Below are 18,082 nucleotides of genomic sequence, written 5' to 3' on the forward strand. Positions count from 1 at the left end.
GCATTTCCCGCTTCCCGTTTCTCAGTCCGATGCCGGGAGCGGCTTGGCGGCCTTCACCGGCAGGGGAACGCCGTTGACGGCGAGCGTCCCCTGTCCCTGTTTCGTGCAGAGCAGTTCGAGGCCGAGGTCCTCGTCGGCGTAGCGCTTGCCGAGCAGCGAACCGCCCATCAGGTCGGGGTCGGCCGTGCCGGTGACGGCCCCCGGCGCGGTTCCCTCGATCATCGCGGCACCGCCGCAGGTGACGTCCAGCTCGCTGTCGGGGCAGCGCACGACGATCACCGCCGTCGTGTCCACCGTGCTGGCGAGCATCTGTCCCACTCGTGGCCTCATCGCTGCTTCCTCCGCGGATCTTGTTCCGTTCCGGGCGCCTGAAGACCAGAAAAAAGTATACTACTTACCTCGATCACGTCGAGATGATGAACCGGGTGAACAGACCGAGCCGACACACCGAGTTGACGAACGGAGTCGCCGGATGGATCTCAAGACCGTCCAGTTCGAGGTGACCGACCATGTCGCCACGGTCACGCTGAACCGACCGCAGGCCATGAACAGCTTCAACCAGCAGATGCTGGACGACTTCTCCGCACTCTGGGACAGGGTGAAGGCCGATGACGACGTGCACGTCGTCGTGTTGCGCGGGTCGGGCGAGCGCGCGTTCAGCACCGGCATGGACGTGAAGGAGGGAATCGACCGGCATCCCAACGTGTGGTCGCAGACCGACCCCGGGGAGTTCCTGTCGCCGAAGCTGAACCAGGTGTGGAAACCCCTGGTCTGCGCGGTGCACGGGATGGCCGCCGGTGGCGCGTTCTACTGGCTCAACGAGGCCGACATCCTGATCTGTTCGCGGGACGCGACCTTCTTCGATCCGCACGTCAGCTACGGACTCACCGCGGCCCTCGAACCGATCGGACTGGCCCGCCGCATCCCGCTCGGCGAGGCCCTGCGCATCGCGCTGCTCGGTCTGGACGAACGCCTGTCGGCCGCACGCGCGCTCCAGATCGGCCTGGTCAGCGAGGTGTTGCCGGGCGAACGGCTCTGGGACCGGGCGGACGAGATCGCGCGCGTCATCGCCGCCAAACCGCCGGCCGCGATCCAGGGCACGGTCCGCGCGATCTGGGAGTCCCTGGACGCGACCCGCACCCAGGCGCTGCGCACCGGACTGTCGTACACCCAGATCGGCAACCCGATCGGAAGGGCGGAGGTGGACCGCGCGACGGTGCCCCGCGGGCGGTGGACACTGCGCTGATGCTCCCCTACGCTCCATAAAACAGTATCCTTTTTTATGACGCCTCCATGGAAGGCTGGCTCTGATGCGCTTCGGGATGCCCTGGCCGGGCCGTGAGGTGGCACGTGAGGCCGAGGAGGCCGGTGCGGGCGCCTTCTGCGCCGGCGAGTTCGTCGACCACGACGCCTACCTCACCGTCGCCGAGATCGTCGCGAACTCCGAGCGCGCCCTGGCGGGGCCCGCCATCGCCTACGCCTTCGCCCGTACCCCGTACGCGCACGCCACCGCGCTGCGCCAGCTGCACGCCCAGGCGCCGGGGCGGCTCTTCCTCGGGCTGGGCAGCGCCGCGTTCCGCATCAACCGCGACTGGCTCGACGTGCCCGCCGACCGACCCGTGGCCCGGATCGCGGAGACCGTCGGCGCCGTGCGCGCCTGGCTGCACGCGGAGAACGGCGAGAAGGTCCACTACTCGGGCGAGTTCCACTCGATCGACGCCGACGTCCGCGCCCCCGTGCTCGGCCGGCTCGACATCCCCGTCCTGCTCGCCGCGTTCAACACCCGCATGGCCGCCACGGCGGGCCGGGTCGCCGACGGCGTCATCGGGCACGGGCTGTTCACCGACTCCTGGTGGAACGACGTCGTACGTCCGTCGGTGGAGCGCGGCACGGTGACGGCCGGCCGGACCGAGCCGCCCCTGGAGCACGGCTGGGTCATCACGGCGGTCGACGACACCGCCCCCGAACGCGCCGTGGCCGACGCCCGGCGCATGATCGCCTTCTACCTCACGGTGAAGACGTACGACCCGTTCGTCGCTCACCACGGCTGGGACGGCCCGGTGGCACAGCTGCGCAAGGCGTTCCGGGCCGGTGACACCGACGCGATGGCCGCCGCCGTCACGGACGAGATGCTGACCGGGATCGCCGTGTGCGGGACGACGGCCGACGCGAAGGACATGCTCGCCCGTCGCGCCGATTCGCTGCCTCGTGACGTCGGATATTTCGCACCGCCCAGCTTCCTGGTGAGCCGGCGGCGCCGGGCCGCGTACGCCCGCGCGAGCCTCGCCCTGATCGACGAGCTGCCCGAGCCGTGAGCGAAGCGACGGGCGGCACCCTCGGGCCGCCCGCCGCTGCCATCGCGTTTCAGTACCCTGAAACGCCGTTTCGCTGGTCAGGCGTTCTCGGTGGCCGGGGCGAGTTTCCGGCTCTTGTCGAAGTGCACGACGTCGGCCAGGGTGCCGCCCAGGATGGCCGCACGGTCCGCGTCGTTCACACCCTCGAAGTTCTCCGCGACGCACTCCGCACTGCTGCGGAAGGTGCCCTCCGCATGCGGATAGTCATTGCCCCACATCACCGTCGACAGACCCGTGATGTGACGCGCCTTCACCGCCGTCGGATCGTCCGCGAACTGCACATGGATCTGCCGACGCACATACTCGGTCGGCTTCAGCGGGTAGGGCCACTTGTCATTGATCGCGAACAGCCGCCCCATGGAAGGCTGTTCGGTCGCCGGGTGGTTGTCGTCCCAGAAACCCAGCCACCAGTCCGGATCCTGGCCGGTACCCGTCTTCCACGCCTTGTCCATGTACCCCATGAAGGAGACCAGCCAGCCGGCCGTGTACTCGATCAGGTTGAAATGCAGATCCGGGAAACGCTCACACACCCCGCCGCCGACCAGACTGGCGATGATGCCCTGCGGACCCGCCACCCCGGCACCCGCCGCGAAGCCCATCGTCCGCCCCGCCACCATGTCGTCGGTCAGATTGCCCTTGCCCATGTTCATGGACGTCATCAGACCCCGCACGGTCTGCGCCGTCCCCGAGACCTGCTCCTTGACCTTCACCCCACCCGTGGCCACGTGGATGAAGACCGGCAGCCCGTGCGCCTGCGCGGCGGCCCAGACCGGGTCGTACTCCCGGGCGTAGTACGGCAGCGGCGGAATCTCCGGCAGCAGGATCGCCCCCAGCCCCAGCCGCGCGATCCGCTCGATCTCCGCCACCGCCGCCGGGACGTCCGTGATCGGGATCGCGGCCGTGGGACGCAGCCGCTCCTTGTAGGGCAGATAGCGCTCGACGAGGTAGTCGTTCCACACCCGCGCATGCGCCATGGACAGCTCGTGGTCGTCCGTGAACAGCACGAACAGCGACAGATTCGGGAACATCACCGAGGCGTCGACGCCGTCGAAGTTCATGTCCCGGATGATGTGCTCGGGATCGCCGTCCGGCGTCTCCCCGCCGGTCTGGCGGTACTTCGAGATCGTCCAGCCGTCGAACCCGATGGTGTGGAGCTTCTTGAACTCCGTGTGCCCGCCCGGCACGATCGGCTCGTCGAGAGTGAACTCCTCCTCCCACAGCGCACGTTCACGCAGCTGCTTGGGCAGGCGGGTCTTGAACAGATCGACCGGCTCGATGATGTGCGAATCGCCGGACACCACAAATTCCTTGAACACAGGCGGTACCTCTCTTCGAACTCCGTCGTTCGTAGCCAGAAGGCCGACCCCCAGATATCTGCGAAGTTAGCTGTACCGACCGGTCTAGTCAATAAACTCGACGCACCCCTGCCCCGCACCCGCCAATTCAGTACACTCAACTCGGGACACACTGATGAGGAGACGGCACATGACGACGGCGTACTCGTTCTCTTCCCGGCTCTACATCGACGGACGGCGCACCGACGGCACCTCGGACGCACGGATCGTCGTACGCAATCCGGCGACGGAGGAGACCCTCACCGAGGTTCCCGACTCCTCGCTCGCGGATGTGCGACGTGCGGTCGAGGCGGCGCGGCGAGCCTTCGACGAGGGGCCGTGGCCGCGGATGAGGCCCGCCGAGCGGGGCGCGGTCCTGCTGCGCATGGCGGAGGAGTTGGAGCGGCGGCTGCCCGAACTCGTCGCCGTCAACATGGCCGAGGCGGGTTCGGTGCGGGCACTGGCGGAGAGTCTGCAGACGCGGGTGCCGGTGGCCCATCTGCGGGACATGGCCGAGCGGGTGATCCCGGCCTTCGCGTGGGAGCGTCCGATGGATCCCACGATCGCGCCGGGCATCGGCATCTCCCAAGGGGTGCTGCGGCGCGAGGCGTTCGGGGTGTGCGCGCTGATCTCGGCGTACAACTTCCCCTTCTTCCTCAGCATGATGAAGGTGATCCCCGCGCTCGCCGCGGGCTGCACCGTCGTACTGAAACCGGCGCCCCAGACGCCGCTCGACTCGCTGCTGCTCGGCGACTTCGCCGACGCGGCCGGGCTGCCGCCGGGTGTGCTGAACATCGTGACCGGCGATGTCGAGGCAGGCCGGGAGCTGACCACCCACCCGATGGTGGACCTCGTCAGCTTCACGGGCTCGGACACGGTGGGCCGCGTCGTGTACGCCCAGGCCGCCGCCTCCATGAAGAAGGTCGTCCTGGAGCTCGGTGGCAAGTCCGCCAGCATCGTCCGCGCCGACGGCGATCTCGACGGTGCCGTCCGTTCCGCGCTGGCGGGCATGACCACCCATGCGGGGCAGGGTTGTTCGCTGCTGACGCGCACGCTGGTGCACGAGTCGGTCCACGACGAACTGGTCGACCGGTTGAGCGCGGCCCTGGCCGATGTCAGGGTCGGCGACCCCTCCGACCCGGCCACCACGATGGGTCCGCTGATCAGCGCGGCCCAGCGGGACAAGGTCGAGAAGCTGATCAAGGTCGGCGAGGTGGAGGGCGCCCGTATCGTCTGCGGCGGCAGGCGCCCGGCCGGTCTCGACAGGGGCTACTTCCTGGAACCCACGCTCCTCACCGCCGTGGACAACGCGATGACCGTCGCCCGGAGGGAGTTCTTCGGACCGGTCGGCGTCGTCATCCCGTTCCGCACCGACGAGGAGGCGGTGCACATCGCCAACGACAGTCCGTACGGACTGGGCGGTGCCGTCTGGAGCGCGGACACGCCGGCCGCGTACGACATGGCCACCCGGCTGCGGACCGGCGGTGTCACGATCAACGGCGGCAGCGCCGGGGTGAACCCGCGGGCGGCTTTCGGCGGCTACAAACAGAGCGGACTCGGCCGCGAGTGGGGCGAGTTCGGGCTCGACGAGTACTTGCAGACGAAGACGGTGAGCTGGGCGGCACGCTGACCGGTGTGCCGCCCGGCGGGCCGCTCGTCACACGGTGAGCACGATCGCCGATCCCATGCCGCCACCCGCGCACATGGCCGCGACCGCCGTCCCTCCCCCGCGCCGCCGCAGCTCGTGCGCGAGCGTGACGATCATGCGCGCGCCGGTGGTGGCGATCGGGTGTCCGAGGCTGCATCCGCTGCCGAAGGGATTGACCCGCTCCGGATCGAGGTCCAGTTCACGGGTGGTGGCGACGGCCACGGCGGCGAACGCCTCGTTGACCTCGAACAGGTCGACGTCCTCGATCCGCAGCCCGGCGCGGTCAAGTGCCTTGCGGATGGCGGCGATCGGGGCCAGTCCCGTCTCGACGGGATCGACGCCGACGCTCGCCCACGACCGTACGGTGGCGAGCGGCGCGAGCCCGTGCGCGGCGGCGACCTCGGCGGAGGCGACGACGACCGCGGCCGAACCGTCGTTCACCCCGCTGGAGTTGCCCGCCGTGATGGAGTAGCCGTCGATCTCGGGGCGCAGCACCTTCAGTGCCGCGAGCTTCTCGATGCTGGTGTCGCGACGAGGGTGTTCGTCGGTGTCGAACACGGACTTCGTCCCGTCCCGGTCGATGACCTCGACCGGGACGATCTCGTCGGCGAACCGTCCCCCGTCGATCGCCCGCACGGCCCGCTGGTGTGAGCGCAGCGCCCAACTGTCCATCTCCTGCCGGGAGATGCCGGTCAGCCGGGCCGCGTTCCAGCCGACGAGGGTGGCCATGTCGTCGTTGGGCGCCTCAGGGGTCGGAACGTGCGAGGGTGACATCCAGGGGTCCTGCCAGTCGTCGGTACCCGGAATCCGGCGCCGGGCCACCGGCGCGGTCGACGAGGACTGCGTTCCGCCCGCGACGACCACGCGGTCCATTCCGGCGCGCACGCCCGCGGCGGCGGTCGCCACGCTCGACAGTCCCGAGGCGCAGTGTCGGTTGTGTGCCAGGCCGGGCACATGGGTCAGCCCCGCTTCGAGTGCCGCGTAGCGGGCGATGTCCCCGCCGCCGGCCAGGGTCTCGCCGAGGACGACGTCGTCGATCAGGTCGAGCGGCACCCCGGAACGTCGCACCGCCTCGCGTACGACGACGGTGGCGAGATCGAAGGCGCTGGTGTCACGCAGCGTTCCCCTGCGGGCGGTACCGATCGCGGTGCGGCAGGCGGCGAGCAGAACGGCATCGGTCATGTAATTGATGATACTCAACTCGCCACATGACACGGAGGAACGCCCAGAAGCACCCCAGGATCTCGACCGATTCAATAAAAGAGGATACCTTCTTCATGCCGTGGATCTGCCGTCGATCTGCCGTGGAACGGGTGGTGGCTGGTGAACTTCGAGCTCAGCGAGGAGCAAGCCATGCTGCGCGAGGCCTCGCGCGACCTGCTGTCCGACCGGGCCCCGATCGCCCTCGTCCGAGCATCGATGGACCGCTCCGAGGACGTCGACCCCGAACTGTGGCGGCTGACCTCCGACCTCGGCTGGCCCGGTCTGGCCCTGCCCGAGGAGTACGGCGGGTCCGGCCAGGGACTGGTCGAACTCACCCTGGTCGCCGAGGAGATCGGACGCGCGCTCGGCCGGGGCCCGTTCCTTCCGACGGCGGTCGTCGGCCGGGCGATCGCCTACGGTGGTTCCGAGCGGCTGCGCGGCGAGGTGCTGCCCGCGCTCGCCGCCGGAGCGGGCTGGGCCACCTGGGCCTTCGCCGAACCGCATGCACCCTGGACCCTCGACGGGATCCGCGCGACCGCCACTACGGACGGGGACGGGGCCGTCCTGGACGGCGTCAAGACCGTGGTGCAGGACGCCGGCGGCGCTCGCTGGCTGCTGGTCAGCGCACGCCACGAGGGCGAACCGGCGTCCTTCCTCGTCGACCGCGCGGCCCCCGGTGTCACCGTCCGACGTCAGCGCGTCCTGGATCCGACCCGCGCGTTCCACGAGGTCCGCCTGGACGCCGTACGCGTTCCGCTCGATGCCCGTCTCGACGGCGGGCCGGCCGACATCCAGGCACTGCTCGACGAGACGTCCGTCCTACGGTGCGCCGACGCGCTCGGCGTGATGGAGCGGATGCTGGAACTGACCGTGGAACACACCACGAGCCGGGTGCAGTTCGGGCGGCCGATCGGCGGTTTCCAGGCCGTCAAGCACGCCTGCGCCGACATGGCACTGCTCGTGCACGGCACCCGTGCCGCGACGTACTACGCGGCGATGGCCGCCGATGCGGGCACCGACGACGCCGCCCGCGCGGCCTGTGCCGCCGCCTCCTACGCCACGGCCGGTACCGGTGAAGTCGCCGCCAGGGCACTGCAGTTGCACGGCGGTATCGGCTTCACCTGGGAGCACGACCTCCACCTCTACCTGCGCCGGGCCAGGGCCGACCGGGTGCTCCACGGGGACACGGCCGTCCACCGCGACCGGCTCTGCACCCTCCTCCAGCGGTCTTCCGCGTCCGCCTGAGCCGAGCGAAAGGGAATCGACCGATGGAGATCAAGGGCAAGAAGGCCGTGGTGTTCGGCGGTGCCTCCGGAATGGGGCGCGCCAGCGCCGAGTTGCTCGCGGCGCGCGGCGCCGACGTCGTCGTACTCGATCGTCCCGCGTCGGCCGGTGCCGAGGTCGCGACCGCGTTGGGCGGGCGTTTCCAACCCGTCGACGTCACCGACTTCGAGGCGACGGAAAGCGCGCTGGCCACCGCCGTCGAATCGCTCGGCGGACTGCACGTCGCGATCACGACCGCGGGCGGCGGTACGGCGAAGCGGACGCTCGGCAGGAGCGGGCCGCACGACCTCGACACCTTCCGCCGGGTCCTCGACCTCAACACCGTCGCGACCTTCAACGTCAGCCGGCTCGCCGCCTCGCACATGAGCCGCAACGAGCCCGAGGACCCGGACGGTGAGCGCGGGGTCATCATCAACACGTCGTCGATCGCCGCCTTCGAGGGGCAGGTCGGCCAGGTCGCCTACGGGGCCGCCAAGGCCGCCATCGCCGGGATGTGCCTCACCATGGCGCGCGATCTCGGCTCACTCGGCATCCGTGTCCTGGCCATCGCGCCCAGTCTGTTCGACACGGGCGCCGTCGAGAAGATCCCGGCCGATGCGCGGGCGGTCCTGGTCAGGGACGCGGCGTTCCCCAGACGCCTGGGCCGCCCCGAGGAGTACGCGAAACTCGCGCTCGCCATCGTCGACAACCCGATGCTGAACGGCCAGTGCCTGCGGCTCGACGCGGGACAGCGGTTCGGCCCCAAGTGACCGGTGCGGGGCGCCGGTTGGAACCAGGACGACGACGGGAGCATCCGTAATGCCGCAACAGGACGAGCACCACGGCAAGGTCGCGTTCATCACCGGGGGCGGGCGCGGGTTCGGCAAGGCGTTCGGCGCGGCTCTGTCGGCGCGGGGTGCGCACGTCGTGCTCGCGGACATCGACGGAGCCGCGGCGGAGGCCGCCGCCGCGGAACTCACCGCCGCGGGCGGCAGCGTGACGGGGGTGACCTGTGACGTCGCCGACGAGGCCGCGGTCGAGGCGGTCATCGGCGAGGTCGCCGAACGCCACGGCGGCCTGGACATCCTGGTCAACAACGCCGGCCTGCACGCGGCCTACAACCGGCCGTTCACAGAACTCGGCCTCGCCAACGTACGGCGCGTGCTCGACGTGAACGTGATGGGCGTCGTCATCTGCTCCCTCGCGGCACAGAAAGCCATGCGGGGCCGCGCCGGCGCCGCCATCGTCAACATCTCATCGTCGGCGGCCTACGCGAACCGCAGCATCTACGGCGTCTCCAAACTCGCCGTACGCGGACTGACCGTGTCCTTCGCGCGCGAGTTCGCCGCCGACGGCATCCGCGTCAACGCGATCGCCCCGGGCCTGATCTTCACCGACACGGTCCGGGCCGAACTGTCCGAGGCCGAGGCGAAGCGGGTTCTGGGCGAGCAGATCCTCCAACGGGAGGGCGAGGAAGGGGACATCGTCGAGGCGCTGCTGTATCTGGTCTCGTCGAAGGCCTCGTTCGTCACGGGTGAGACGTTGCGGGTGACGGGCGGGTTCGCGCTCTCGGTCTAGTGCCTCAGGACGCGTTCGCGCCGACCGGGCTCGGTGACGGGGAGGCTTCTCCCCCACAGGATCCGCGGCCACCCCGATGCCGCGGAACACGGGGGCCGGGGGCAGCAGATGACCTCGCGCAACCCCCGGTCGTGTGCCTGGATTTCGCACGCCTTCTCCAGGGTGGACGCCAGTCCGCGCCAACGGTTGGGGCACATCGTCGACTTCCTGGGGCAGCACCTCAAGTAGCGGGGGATCAGGCGGCGTTACCGATGACACCACGGGCCGCGACCCGGAAGGCCCTCACTTCCTGGTAGAGGATGCGCTCCCGTTCGGCGGCAAGGGTCACGTCCTCGGCTTTGCGGGTGACGTCCCGGGCGCGAGCGTCGTTGGCCATCCGCCGCATGACCTCGGAGAGCCCACTGGAGGCGTCGGCAACTCGTTCGGTGAAATTCACGATGGAGACCGGTCCTTCGAGGATCACGACCTCGGCGGCGCGATGGACCTCACGGGCAAGGGCGATGAAGCGACGTATCTTCTCATCGACATCGGGCAGTTCGGGTTCGTCCGAACGCAGCGCGGCCAGTCCTGCGTCCATCCGCCCAGTCTGCCGTTGCCTGACACCGTCCGGAAACCTGTCACGGTTCGTCACGCAGCGTGCGGCCGGGCCCCCGCGTCTGACACAGTGTTCCTTCATCCACACATCAGGGGCGTACCGTGTCCAACTCCATGTTTACGCCACCAGGTCAGCCGTCATGGGCCGCCGGGTCGCCCCCGAAGAGGAAGCGCGACCGGAAACTCCTCGGTGGAGTCACCGCAGGCATTCTCGTCATCGGCGGCCTCGGCACCGCATGTGACAACACCACCGGCACAGGCGGAAGTTCAACCGCCACAGCCACCGCCGGGAGCAGCGACGCCAAGACCGGAGGCGGCCCCAAGACCGTCCCCGAATTCGTCGGTATGGGTCTCCAGTCCGCGCAGGACGCAGCGCAGAAGCAGGGCTTCTACAGCCTCACGTCCCACGACTCGCTCGGCCGCGACCGCCACCAGATCCTCGACCGGGACTGGAAGGTCTGCTCCCAGAACGTGAAGGCCGGTACGACCACGTCCACGGACACCCGACTGGACTTCGGAGCCGTGAAGTCGGACGAGACCTGTCCGGCGAAGGACCGGTCCGCGCCCACCGCGGCCGGCGGAACGATGCCGGACCTCAAGGGAAAGTCGGTGAACACCGCCCGCGACGCGCTCCGCTCCAGCACGTCGATCACGGTCAAGGACGCCTCCGGTAAAGGGCGTTACATCCTCCTGGAGTCGAACTGGCAGGTGTGCTCGGAGAAGCCGCCCGCAGGGACGAAGCTGAGTGGCAGCCGGTGGAGTTCTCCGCGGTGAAGTTCGGGGAGTCCTGTCCATAAGCGGCACGGCGGTTGGCCGAACGGGCCGCCGGCTTCCCGCAACTCCCCTGCTCACCTGCCCGGTTCAGGAATCATCGCCGTAACCGACAGGCCGTACACCGTAGTCGGCGAAGCCGCGCGCGAGCAGCGCGAAGGCCTCCGCTCCGTACGCACGGACGTTGGCGGCGAGCCGGTCGATCGCCTCGTCGGCCAGGACACGTCTCCGTACGAGGTCGATGAGAGCGCGATGGACACCCATCAGGGCGTTCGCGGCCACGTACGCGGTGACGGCCCCTCGTGGACCCGTGCTCTCCTCGGCGGTGAGCCGTGCGGCCAGTGCGGCTGTCGCGTCGACGATCGCCTGCTGTTCGCGGGCGCGGAGCGTGGGGCTGTCCGCGACCATGCGATTGACCGTCCGCAGTCGCACGACCGCCTCGCCCTCCCCGGCCTCGACCTGGGCGAGGAGCCCGGCCGGTTCGGTGAGGAAGTTCCGTACGGCGTCCAGGACCGGCTCGCCCGGGGGCCGGGAGTCGACGGCCGCGACCAGGCGTTCCCCGAAGCCTTCGAGCCGGGAGTAGAGCAGGTCCTCTTTGCGCGGGAAGTAGTTGAAGACGGTGGCCTCGGAGACGTACGCCTCGCGGGCGATCTCGGCGACCCGCACGGCGTCGAACCCCCGGTCGGCGAACAGCCGCCAGGCGGTGTCCGCGATCAGTGTCCGCGTCTGCTCCTTCTTCGACTCGCGAAGCCCCATCGCCACCTCTGTCCGAACCTCCGCCTCGGGGAGACAAAGCATCTAGGGTGACCCTATATTTAGGGTCACCCTAGAAATCATATCAGCACGTTCCGTATCAGCACCTTCCCGAGGAGGTTCCATGACAGCGTCGAGCGCTCCTTACCTCCGCCCGCCCTGGGGAGCACGGGTCATCGGCAACCGCATGGCCAAGCTCTTCGCGCGGTCGGTACTGAGCACGCTGAGCGTCCGCGGGCGTACCAGCGGGCGCTGGCGGAGTGTGCCGGTGGCCGTCCTCGATCATGACGGGGAGCGTTACCTCATCGCGCCCCGCGGCAACACCGAGTGGTCCCGCAACCTGCGCGCCGCGAACGGCGGACGACTGCGACGCGGGGGCCGGGTCGAGGAGTTCGAGGCGGTCGAGGTGCCGGCCGAAGAGCGTCCGCCGCTGATCGCCGTCTACCTCGAACAGTTCGGCCGCTTCCCCACCGTGGCCGAGACCTTCCGCCAACTGCCCGACCCCGCCGACCATCCCACGTTCCGCATCGTCGACCCCCGTGGGCTCCACTGACGGCGGGCCGCTAGGTGCTCGCCAGTTCGGAAGGTGCCGCTTCCTCCGCCGCCTCCTCCTCTTCGGATTTCACGGCGCGCAACAGCACGATCGGCGTGGCGATCTTCCAGATGAAGTACACCGCCGTGGGAAGCATGTTCGCGAGAAGTCCGTTCCAGGCGAACGGGCCGGTCTTCGTGAGGAAGACGAAGGCGCCCGGAATGAGCAGAACTCCGAGCACCAGATTGAGATAGCCGAACCAGCGGGGGAACACCGGCCTGGCACGGTTGTCGACGAGTGCCGCGTATCCGATCGACCAGACCTGGAGGACGAATATGCAGGCGTTGCCCACCAGCATCAGCCAGTAGATGTCCGACATCGCGTAGAGCACGTCGGGCGAGTGACTCTCTGGTCGATAGGCCGCTGCCGCGAGTATCGCGATCGGAAAGAAGAAGCCGATCGGTGCGACGACGCCGGTGAGGAGCTGGACCATGGACAGCAGGCCCCACCCGCCCTCGATACGGCGCATCTGCATACTGGTCACGACGACGAACGGGTACTCGAACGGGACCACGAGAACCATGATCGCGGCGCAGGCGAGGATCCCGGTCTGATGGTCGGTGAGGAATTCGACAACGCCCTGTGCATTCGTCGTCGGGTCCATCGGCGTGATGAGATGGCCGACGGAGAAAGCGACGGCGAACCCCAGCAGCAGTACAAATCCGCACCACGCGGAGATGCGTTCCAATCTGAAGTGCAGGTCTTGTCGCATCAACGGATCTCCTTTGATCTCGCAATCGCGCGGCTCACTTCGTCCCCTGCTACCAGCCGACGAGCCTGTCCAGCAGCAGCGTCGTGCTCGACAGATAGTCGCCGTAACCACCGCGGAAGAAGAGCAGTGGGGTCTTCATCGACTCGACGCGGAGTGTGCGGACGCGGCCGACGACGAGTTGGTGGTCGCCGAGTTCGACGATTTTCTCGACCGCGCAGTCGACCCACGCGACGATTCCGTCCAGGACGGGATTGCCGAGCGGGGATTCCTGCCAGTCGGCGCCCTCGAAGCGATTCGGCCCGCCGGCCATCTGCCGGGAAAGGCGTTCCTGATTGCCCGCGAGCGCGTTGGCGCAGAATCGCCCGGCCGTCCGGATCGTCCGCAGGGTGTTGGAGGAACCGTCCACCAGGAAGGACACCAGCGGCGGTTCCAGGGAGACGGACATGAAGGTTCCGACGATCATTCCCCGGGGTTGCCGGTCGGCGTCCGTCGTGGTGATGGCGACCACGCTCGTGGGGAAGTGCCCGAGCACCTCACGGAACGAGCGTCCCTCGACCGCGTCCGTCACGGCCCCTCCTTGTTCTCCCACGTTCATTCTTGACGAGCCGTCAGATCAGGACGCGCATCGCATCGGGCAGCTCAAGTCCCATCTGAGCCAGCGCGTTGGCGTGGTACGCGGATCCGGGGACGTGGATCATGTGCTGGAGTCCCACGTGTGCGTCCCGCCAGAACCGCTGCATCGGGTTGTCGCGTCGGATCGCGTTGCCGCCGGACCGCACGAAGATCTCGTCCAGGGCGGAGACGGCACGCCACGCGCAACGGACCTGGTTCCGGCGGACGTTCGACCGATCCTCGATGGACACGGGCTTTCCGGCCTCGACCTGGTCGTACAACCGGCTGATGCCGTCGATCAGTTGGACCCGTGAGGCGGCGATCTCCGCGGCGGCCTCTCCGGCGGCGTACAGCACATAGGGGTCGTCGCGTACCTGGACCCCGGTCACGGCGACCCGATCGCGCTGCTGGGACAGATGGAGGGCCAGCGCGCCCTCGCAGATGCCGATGACCGCGGCGGTGATCCCGAGGGGGAACATGGAACTGAAGGGCAACTTGTAGAGGGTGTCGGTGAGTCCGACCGCCTCGGCGGCGCTGCCCTCCTGGACGGCCTCCTGCTTGATCGTGCGGTAGGCGGGGACAAACGCCTTGTCGACGACGACGTCCTTGCTGCCGGTGCCCGCCAGGCCGATCACGTCCCAGGTGCCGTCGATGATCTCGTAGTCCGAGCGCGGCAGGACGACATGCAGTACGGAGATCGGGCCTGCCGGCCTGCCCTTGCCGTCGCCGACGAGCGCGCCGAGGAAGTCCCAGTCGCAGTGGTCGCTTCCGGAGGAGAAGGGCCAGCGTCCGCTGAGGACGTATCCGCCGTCCACGGGGTCGGCGATGCCGTTCGGCATGTACGGCGAGGCGATCCAGGAGTCCGGGTTCTCGTCCCACACCTCGTGCGCGAGCCGGGGATCCAACTGGGCCAGTTCCCAGGGGTGTACGCCGACGACACCGCACACCCAGCCCGCGGCCCCGTCGTGCCGTGCGACGGCCATCACCGCTTCCGCGAAGTCCCGGGGGTGGGCGCTGTGGCCGCCGAACTCCTTGGGTTGCAGGAGTCGGATCACGCCTGCCGCGCGGAGCAGTTCGACGGTCCGGTCGCTCAACCTGCCCAGTTTCTCGTTCTCTTCGGCGAGTGCGGCCAGTTCGGACCCGAGATCCTCGACACGGTTGACCACTTCATGCGTCACGCCGCACACCTCCTGCTGACTGATACCTCGCAAGTGCCGCACACGCGCGGCGGGATGATCCCAGTGTCATTTCCGGGCCGACCACCCGCTGAGCCCGTTCCGCTGACCGGGACCGCGGAGTCAGCGGGTGATACGAGGCAGCAGGGCCGCGATGGAGCGGCCCTTGAGGGCGGACAGCCACACGCCGGCCCCGTAGGCGAGGTCGTCGAGGCGGCGCGCGACGCCGTAGCGGACCGGGTCGAGAGGGACCCGGTCGCGCCGGTACTCAAGGGCGATGTCGGCCAGCGCGGCCACCGCCGCCGCCCTGCGCACGCGGCGGGACGCCACGCAGCCCACGACTGTGAGCGGCCACCAGTGCCGGTTGAAGAGGGCCGAGGTCTGGGCCAGAGTGGCCAGCGCCCCGTTGGCCGTGAGCCGCACGGCCAGCCGGTGCGGGTGCTGGATGCCGTCCATCTTTCGGCCGATCCTCAGGGTGACGCCCACGAGGACGGCCCCCGCGACGGGCACCGACCACCTGCGCTGGGCGAGCAGCGCGGTGAGGAGTGCCACGCTCCAGGGGGCGAACACGACCGGGGCGATGAACCGCGGGTGGCGTTCGGCGAGGGGCTGCGCGCCGGTGCCGTAGACGGCCTTGCGCAGCAGCCAGTCGTCGAGCCGCGCCCGGTGTTCGTGTGCCGCCTCGGCGGCCGGCTCGTAGCGCAGCCGCCGGCCCTGTTCGATCAGCCGCCAGCACAGGTCGACGTCCTCGCCGACCCGCATCCGCTCGTCGAAGCCCTCCTTCAGGGCGTCCACCCGCGCGACGACGCAGGCCGAGGACGCCCACGAGACGGGGCTGCCGGGTCGTACTCCGGCCGGATGAGCACCCAGGTCGAGGGAGGAGCGGGCGTTCTCGTACCGCTCGACCCAGGTCGGAGCAGGCGAGGGCAGCCCGGTGATGCGAGGTACGGCCAGGGCGACGGCCGGGTCGGCGAAGTGCCGGAGGAGGGTGGGCACGGTGTCGGGGGCGAGCACGATGTCGGAGTCGGCGAACACCACGAAGGGAGTCGTGACGAGCCGGAGTCCGGCGTTGCGGGCGCCGGCCGGTCCGATGTTCGTGGTCAGGGCGACCAGCGTGGCTCCGTGTTCCGCTGCGACAGCGGCGACGGACTTCGGGTGCCGTGACGCGTCGTCGACCACGATCACGGGGTGGTTGCCGCCAACACTGCCGAGCAGACGGGCGAGTTGGTGTGGCCGGTCACGGACCGGCACGACGACCGTGCAGCGGGGGTCGGTGGGCGGGGGCAGCGCGGCGACGACCGGATTGGCCATGCCGAGGTCCAGCAGCCGGTCCGCGAGAAGCGAGCTCGCCGCGTCCCGCACCCGCAACGTCCGCCCGGTGAAGAGCCGTTGGGCCCGCGGGGTCAGCCGGATCAGCCGGGTCGGGAAGCCGCCGACCAAGGCCCGGCCGCCGTCGACGATCCGGGTGTGCCGGTCGAGTTCGACCAGGAAGCCGGCGGGCAGCGTCATGGCCGTATCACCTGTTGGTCCAACTCCTTGGGTATGGGCGGATGTTCGGGCTCGGTGAGCCGGCCCCGGCAGTCCACGGTCCAAGCTGTGATCCGGCGGACCGCGGCCGACACCATCGCGTCCGTCGCCCTGCGTCCCTCCGCCGCCGAGGCGCCGGTCGGGTCCCCGAGGACGCCGGAGGAGGAGACGGCGCGGACCCCGTGGGCCATCAGCTCCGGGAGGAGGGCGGCCAGCGGCCGGGTGTCACCGGCGACCGCCGCGTCCAACCGCACCTGATCCGGGGCGAGATGGAGCATCACCGAGGTCTCGGTGCGCCCGGCGTGCGCGTCACCTCCGGACACGACGCAGCCGGTCCAGGCCACGTCGTGGCCTTCGGTGCGCAGCAGGCGTACGGCGGTGTCGAGAGTGACGGTGTTGCCGCCGTGGCCGTTGACCAGGACGATCCGTCCGGCCCACAGCGACAGCGAGCGCACCGCCTCCACCAGCACGGCACACAGCGCTTCGTGGCCGATCGAGACGGTGCCGGGGAAACCCGCGTGCTCGCCGCTCGCGCCGTAGGCAAGTGTGGGTGCAACTAGCGTCCCGGGGAGGGCGGTTGCCGCGCGCCGCGCGACGGCCTCGGCGATGACACTGTCCGTGTCGAGCGGCAGATGCGGGCCGTGCTGTTCGGTGGACCCGATCGGCAGCAGGACCAGTACGCCGGACGGAACGTCCGGCCAGGCGGTGTGGGCGAGTTCGGTCGCCGGGTCGTTTCGCACCGTGCTCAGGCGGCCGGGGCGTCGCGGCCCAGGACGAGGGGGAAGCCCGGGGGTACGACCAGGTCGTCCGGGGTCAACTCGCGGACGGAGGAGTGCCCGAGGCCCAGGACAGCCGAGTCGAGGCCGCCACGGAGGATGTCCAGGACGTTCTCGACGCCGGCCTGTCCGTTCGCCGCCAGGCCCCACAGACAGGCGCGCCCGATCAGGACGGCGCGGGCGCCCAGCGCGAGGGCCTTGGCCACGTCTCCGCCCCGCCGCACACCGCCGTCGAGGAGCACTTCGATCTGCGCGCCGACCGCGTCCGCTATCGCCGGGAGTACCCGGATGGTGGCGGGGGTGGTGTCGAGGTTGTTGCCGCCGTGGTTGGAGACGGACAGGGCGGACACTCCGGCGTCCACGGCCCGCCTGGCGTCGTCGACACGGGTGACTCCCTTGAGCAGGAAGGGCCCTCCCCACTCCTTGCGCAGCCACGTCACGTCCTCCCAGGTCGGGGGTGTGGTCCGCATCCACTCGCCGTAGGCGCCGAAGAAGGCGGGTGCCTCGCCGCCCGGGGGCCGCAAGTTGGGGACCGAAAGGTCGGGCAGGCGGCGGGACCTGGCGAACCGGAGCAGCCAGCCAGGGTGGGGCAGCACGTCGGGCGCGAACCTCAGCATGGTCTTCAGGTCGAGCTTGTCCGGGATGGCCGGGCTCCCCCAGTCCCGGCCGTGGGAGAAGGACCAGTCGAGAGTGACGATGAGCGCCTTGGCACCGGCCTCCCTGGCCCGGTCCATGCGCTGCGTCATCGTCGCCCGCGTGCCGCTCCAGTACAGCTGGTAGAAGAAGTCCGGCTGAGCGGCGGCGACTTCCTCAACCGGCTTGCTGGCAAAGGAACTCAGGCCCATGACGACACCCCTGCTCGCCGCCGCCCGGGCGACGGCGACCTCGCCCTCGGGGTCCACGGCCTGCACACCTGTCGGCGAGATGAGCACCGGGAGCGAGGTGGGCACCCCGAGCACGGTCGTGGACAGGTCGCGCTCCGCGTGGTGGCCGACGACCCTGGGCGCGAAGCCCAGTTCGGCGAACGCGGCCGTATTGGCGTCGATCGTACGACCGCGCTCCGAGCCCGCGACGAGCGCTCCGTACACCGCGCTCGGCAGGCGTTTCCTCGCCCGGCGCTGTGCTTCGGCGACCGTCTCGAACCAGGGGTTCCTGCCCATGTGCCGCGTCCCTTCGTCTGAACTCTTCCG

General features: G+C 69.7%; 19 protein-coding genes. 8 read left to right on the forward strand and 11 right to left on the reverse strand.

From position 1 onward, the window contains the following. Window positions 1-21: 21 nt before the first annotated feature. Complete coding sequence (locus tag OG714_RS04765) at window positions 22-330, reverse strand: hypothetical protein (RefSeq protein ID WP_406118727.1); 309 nt, start codon at window positions 328-330, stop codon at window positions 22-24. Between the two features lie 142 nt (window positions 331-472). On the opposite strand from OG714_RS04765, the gene OG714_RS04770 reads away from it, so the two are divergent. Next, window positions 473-1,246 (forward strand): enoyl-CoA hydratase/isomerase family protein, encoded by a 774-nt coding sequence (locus OG714_RS04770; protein WP_406118728.1) that lies wholly within the window; start codon window positions 473-475, stop codon window positions 1,244-1,246. A gap of 64 nt (window positions 1,247-1,310) precedes the next feature. Next, window positions 1,311-2,315, forward strand: a complete 1,005-nt coding sequence (locus tag OG714_RS04775) for an LLM class flavin-dependent oxidoreductase (protein ID WP_406118730.1) — start codon at window positions 1,311-1,313, stop codon at window positions 2,313-2,315. A 77-nt stretch (window positions 2,316-2,392) separates the two neighbouring features. Here the strand turns inward: OG714_RS04775 and OG714_RS04780 are convergent, their stop codons facing one another. After that, window positions 2,393-3,652, reverse strand: a complete 1,260-nt coding sequence (locus OG714_RS04780; RefSeq protein WP_406118732.1) for an amidohydrolase family protein — start codon at window positions 3,650-3,652, stop codon at window positions 2,393-2,395. Between the two features lie 187 nt (window positions 3,653-3,839). Between OG714_RS04780 and OG714_RS04785 the strand changes: the two genes are divergently transcribed. After that, window positions 3,840-5,318: an aldehyde dehydrogenase family protein gene (locus OG714_RS04785; protein WP_406118734.1), complete on the forward strand. Its 1,479-nt coding sequence runs from the start codon at window positions 3,840-3,842 to the stop codon at window positions 5,316-5,318. A gap of 27 nt (window positions 5,319-5,345) precedes the next feature. On the opposite strand, the gene OG714_RS04790 is transcribed toward OG714_RS04785, so the two are convergent. Continuing rightward, a complete protein-coding gene (locus OG714_RS04790) occupies window positions 5,346-6,518 on the reverse strand; it encodes a thiolase family protein (RefSeq protein ID WP_406118735.1) in 1,173 nt (390 codons plus the stop codon). 141 nt (window positions 6,519-6,659) lie between these two features. On the opposite strand from OG714_RS04790, the gene OG714_RS04795 reads away from it, so the two are divergent. Genes OG714_RS04795 through OG714_RS04805 form a run of 3 tightly spaced genes read left to right on the forward strand, consistent with a single transcriptional unit; the run spans window position 6,660 to window position 9,380 of the window. Then, a complete protein-coding gene (locus OG714_RS04795) occupies window positions 6,660-7,784 on the forward strand; it encodes an acyl-CoA dehydrogenase family protein (RefSeq protein ID WP_406118737.1) in 1,125 nt (374 codons plus the stop codon). A 23-nt stretch (window positions 7,785-7,807) separates the two neighbouring features. Further along, on the forward strand, window positions 7,808-8,572 hold the full coding sequence (locus tag OG714_RS04800; protein ID WP_406118738.1) for an SDR family NAD(P)-dependent oxidoreductase: 765 nt from the start codon (window positions 7,808-7,810) through the stop codon (window positions 8,570-8,572). Window positions 8,573-8,621: 49 nt separating this feature from the next. Further along, window positions 8,622-9,380 carry an SDR family NAD(P)-dependent oxidoreductase gene (locus OG714_RS04805; protein WP_406118739.1) on the forward strand — a complete coding sequence of 253 codons (759 nt, stop codon included), beginning with the start codon at window positions 8,622-8,624 and terminating at the stop codon, window positions 9,378-9,380. 235 nt (window positions 9,381-9,615) lie between these two features. On the opposite strand, the gene OG714_RS04810 is transcribed toward OG714_RS04805, so the two are convergent. Further along, entirely contained in the window at window positions 9,616-9,957 is a 342-nt protein-coding gene (locus OG714_RS04810) for a hypothetical protein (RefSeq protein ID WP_406118740.1), read from the reverse strand. 131 nt (window positions 9,958-10,088) lie between these two features. Here OG714_RS04810 and OG714_RS04815 point away from each other — a divergent pair, with 131 nt between their 5' ends. After that, a complete protein-coding gene (locus OG714_RS04815) occupies window positions 10,089-10,748 on the forward strand; it encodes a hypothetical protein (RefSeq protein WP_406118742.1) in 660 nt (219 codons plus the stop codon). 87 nt (window positions 10,749-10,835) lie between these two features. Here OG714_RS04815 and OG714_RS04820 read toward each other — a convergent pair whose 3' ends face one another. Continuing rightward, window positions 10,836-11,501 (reverse strand): TetR/AcrR family transcriptional regulator, encoded by a 666-nt coding sequence (locus OG714_RS04820; protein ID WP_406118743.1) that lies wholly within the window; start codon window positions 11,499-11,501, stop codon window positions 10,836-10,838. Between the two features lie 121 nt (window positions 11,502-11,622). Between OG714_RS04820 and OG714_RS04825 the strand changes: the two genes are divergently transcribed. Beyond that, window positions 11,623-12,051, forward strand: coding sequence for a nitroreductase family deazaflavin-dependent oxidoreductase (locus OG714_RS04825; RefSeq protein WP_406118744.1), 429 nt, complete (start codon window positions 11,623-11,625; stop codon window positions 12,049-12,051). Between the two features lie 10 nt (window positions 12,052-12,061). On the opposite strand, the gene OG714_RS04830 is transcribed toward OG714_RS04825, so the two are convergent. The 6 genes from OG714_RS04830 to mftD form a co-directional block, all read right to left on the reverse strand. Then, window positions 12,062-12,802 carry a hypothetical protein gene (locus tag OG714_RS04830; protein WP_406118745.1) on the reverse strand — a complete coding sequence of 247 codons (741 nt, stop codon included), beginning with the start codon at window positions 12,800-12,802 and terminating at the stop codon, window positions 12,062-12,064. A gap of 49 nt (window positions 12,803-12,851) precedes the next feature. After that, window positions 12,852-13,370, reverse strand: a complete 519-nt coding sequence (locus OG714_RS04835) for a flavin reductase family protein (protein ID WP_406118746.1) — start codon at window positions 13,368-13,370, stop codon at window positions 12,852-12,854. Between the two features lie 40 nt (window positions 13,371-13,410). Beyond that, a complete protein-coding gene (locus OG714_RS04840; protein ID WP_406118747.1) occupies window positions 13,411-14,592 on the reverse strand; it encodes a hydroxylase in 1,182 nt (393 codons plus the stop codon). A 120-nt stretch (window positions 14,593-14,712) separates the two neighbouring features. Next, window positions 14,713-16,098 carry a mycofactocin biosynthesis glycosyltransferase MftF gene (mftF, locus tag OG714_RS04845; protein ID WP_406118748.1) on the reverse strand — a complete coding sequence of 462 codons (1,386 nt, stop codon included), beginning with the start codon at window positions 16,096-16,098 and terminating at the stop codon, window positions 14,713-14,715. Continuing rightward, window positions 16,095-16,856 carry a mycofactocin biosynthesis peptidyl-dipeptidase MftE gene (gene mftE, locus OG714_RS04850; protein WP_406118750.1) on the reverse strand — a complete coding sequence of 254 codons (762 nt, stop codon included), beginning with the start codon at window positions 16,854-16,856 and terminating at the stop codon, window positions 16,095-16,097. Before mftE ends, mftF begins: the two co-directional genes overlap by 4 nt. A 5-nt stretch (window positions 16,857-16,861) precedes the next feature. Continuing rightward, entirely contained in the window at window positions 16,862-18,052 is a 1,191-nt protein-coding gene (gene mftD, locus OG714_RS04855) for a pre-mycofactocin synthase MftD (protein ID WP_406118752.1), read from the reverse strand. Window positions 18,053-18,082 lie beyond the last annotated feature (30 nt).

The organism is Streptomyces sp. NBC_00989 (genome assembly GCF_045162655.1).
GTDB lineage: Bacteria > Actinomycetota > Actinomycetes > Streptomycetales > Streptomycetaceae > Streptomyces.

Bases quoted from the DNA above. Each gene is read 5' to 3' on its own strand.
- OG714_RS04765 (WP_406118727.1), bottom strand. From the start codon at position 330: ATGAGGCCACGAGTGGGACAGATGCTCGCCAGCACGGTGGACACGACG.
- OG714_RS04770 (WP_406118728.1), top strand. From the start codon at position 473: ATGGATCTCAAGACCGTCCAGTTCGAGGTGACCGACCATGTCGCCACG.
- OG714_RS04775 (WP_406118730.1), top strand. From the start codon at position 1,311: ATGCGCTTCGGGATGCCCTGGCCGGGCCGTGAGGTGGCACGTGAGGCC.
- OG714_RS04785 (WP_406118734.1), top strand. From the start codon at position 3,840: ATGACGACGGCGTACTCGTTCTCTTCCCGGCTCTACATCGACGGACGG.
- OG714_RS04790 (WP_406118735.1), bottom strand. From the start codon at position 6,518: ATGACCGATGCCGTTCTGCTCGCCGCCTGCCGCACCGCGATCGGTACC.
- OG714_RS04800 (WP_406118738.1), top strand. From the start codon at position 7,808: ATGGAGATCAAGGGCAAGAAGGCCGTGGTGTTCGGCGGTGCCTCCGGA.
- OG714_RS04805 (WP_406118739.1), top strand. From the start codon at position 8,622: ATGCCGCAACAGGACGAGCACCACGGCAAGGTCGCGTTCATCACCGGG.
- OG714_RS04810 (WP_406118740.1), bottom strand. From the start codon at position 9,957: ATGGACGCAGGACTGGCCGCGCTGCGTTCGGACGAACCCGAACTGCCC.
- OG714_RS04815 (WP_406118742.1), top strand. From the start codon at position 10,089: ATGTTTACGCCACCAGGTCAGCCGTCATGGGCCGCCGGGTCGCCCCCG.
- OG714_RS04820 (WP_406118743.1), bottom strand. From the start codon at position 11,501: ATGGGGCTTCGCGAGTCGAAGAAGGAGCAGACGCGGACACTGATCGCG.
- OG714_RS04825 (WP_406118744.1), top strand. From the start codon at position 11,623: ATGACAGCGTCGAGCGCTCCTTACCTCCGCCCGCCCTGGGGAGCACGG.
- OG714_RS04830 (WP_406118745.1), bottom strand. From the start codon at position 12,802: ATGCGACAAGACCTGCACTTCAGATTGGAACGCATCTCCGCGTGGTGC.
- mftF (WP_406118748.1), bottom strand. From the start codon at position 16,098: ATGACGCTGCCCGCCGGCTTCCTGGTCGAACTCGACCGGCACACCCGG.
- mftD (WP_406118752.1), bottom strand. From the start codon at position 18,052: ATGGGCAGGAACCCCTGGTTCGAGACGGTCGCCGAAGCACAGCGCCGG.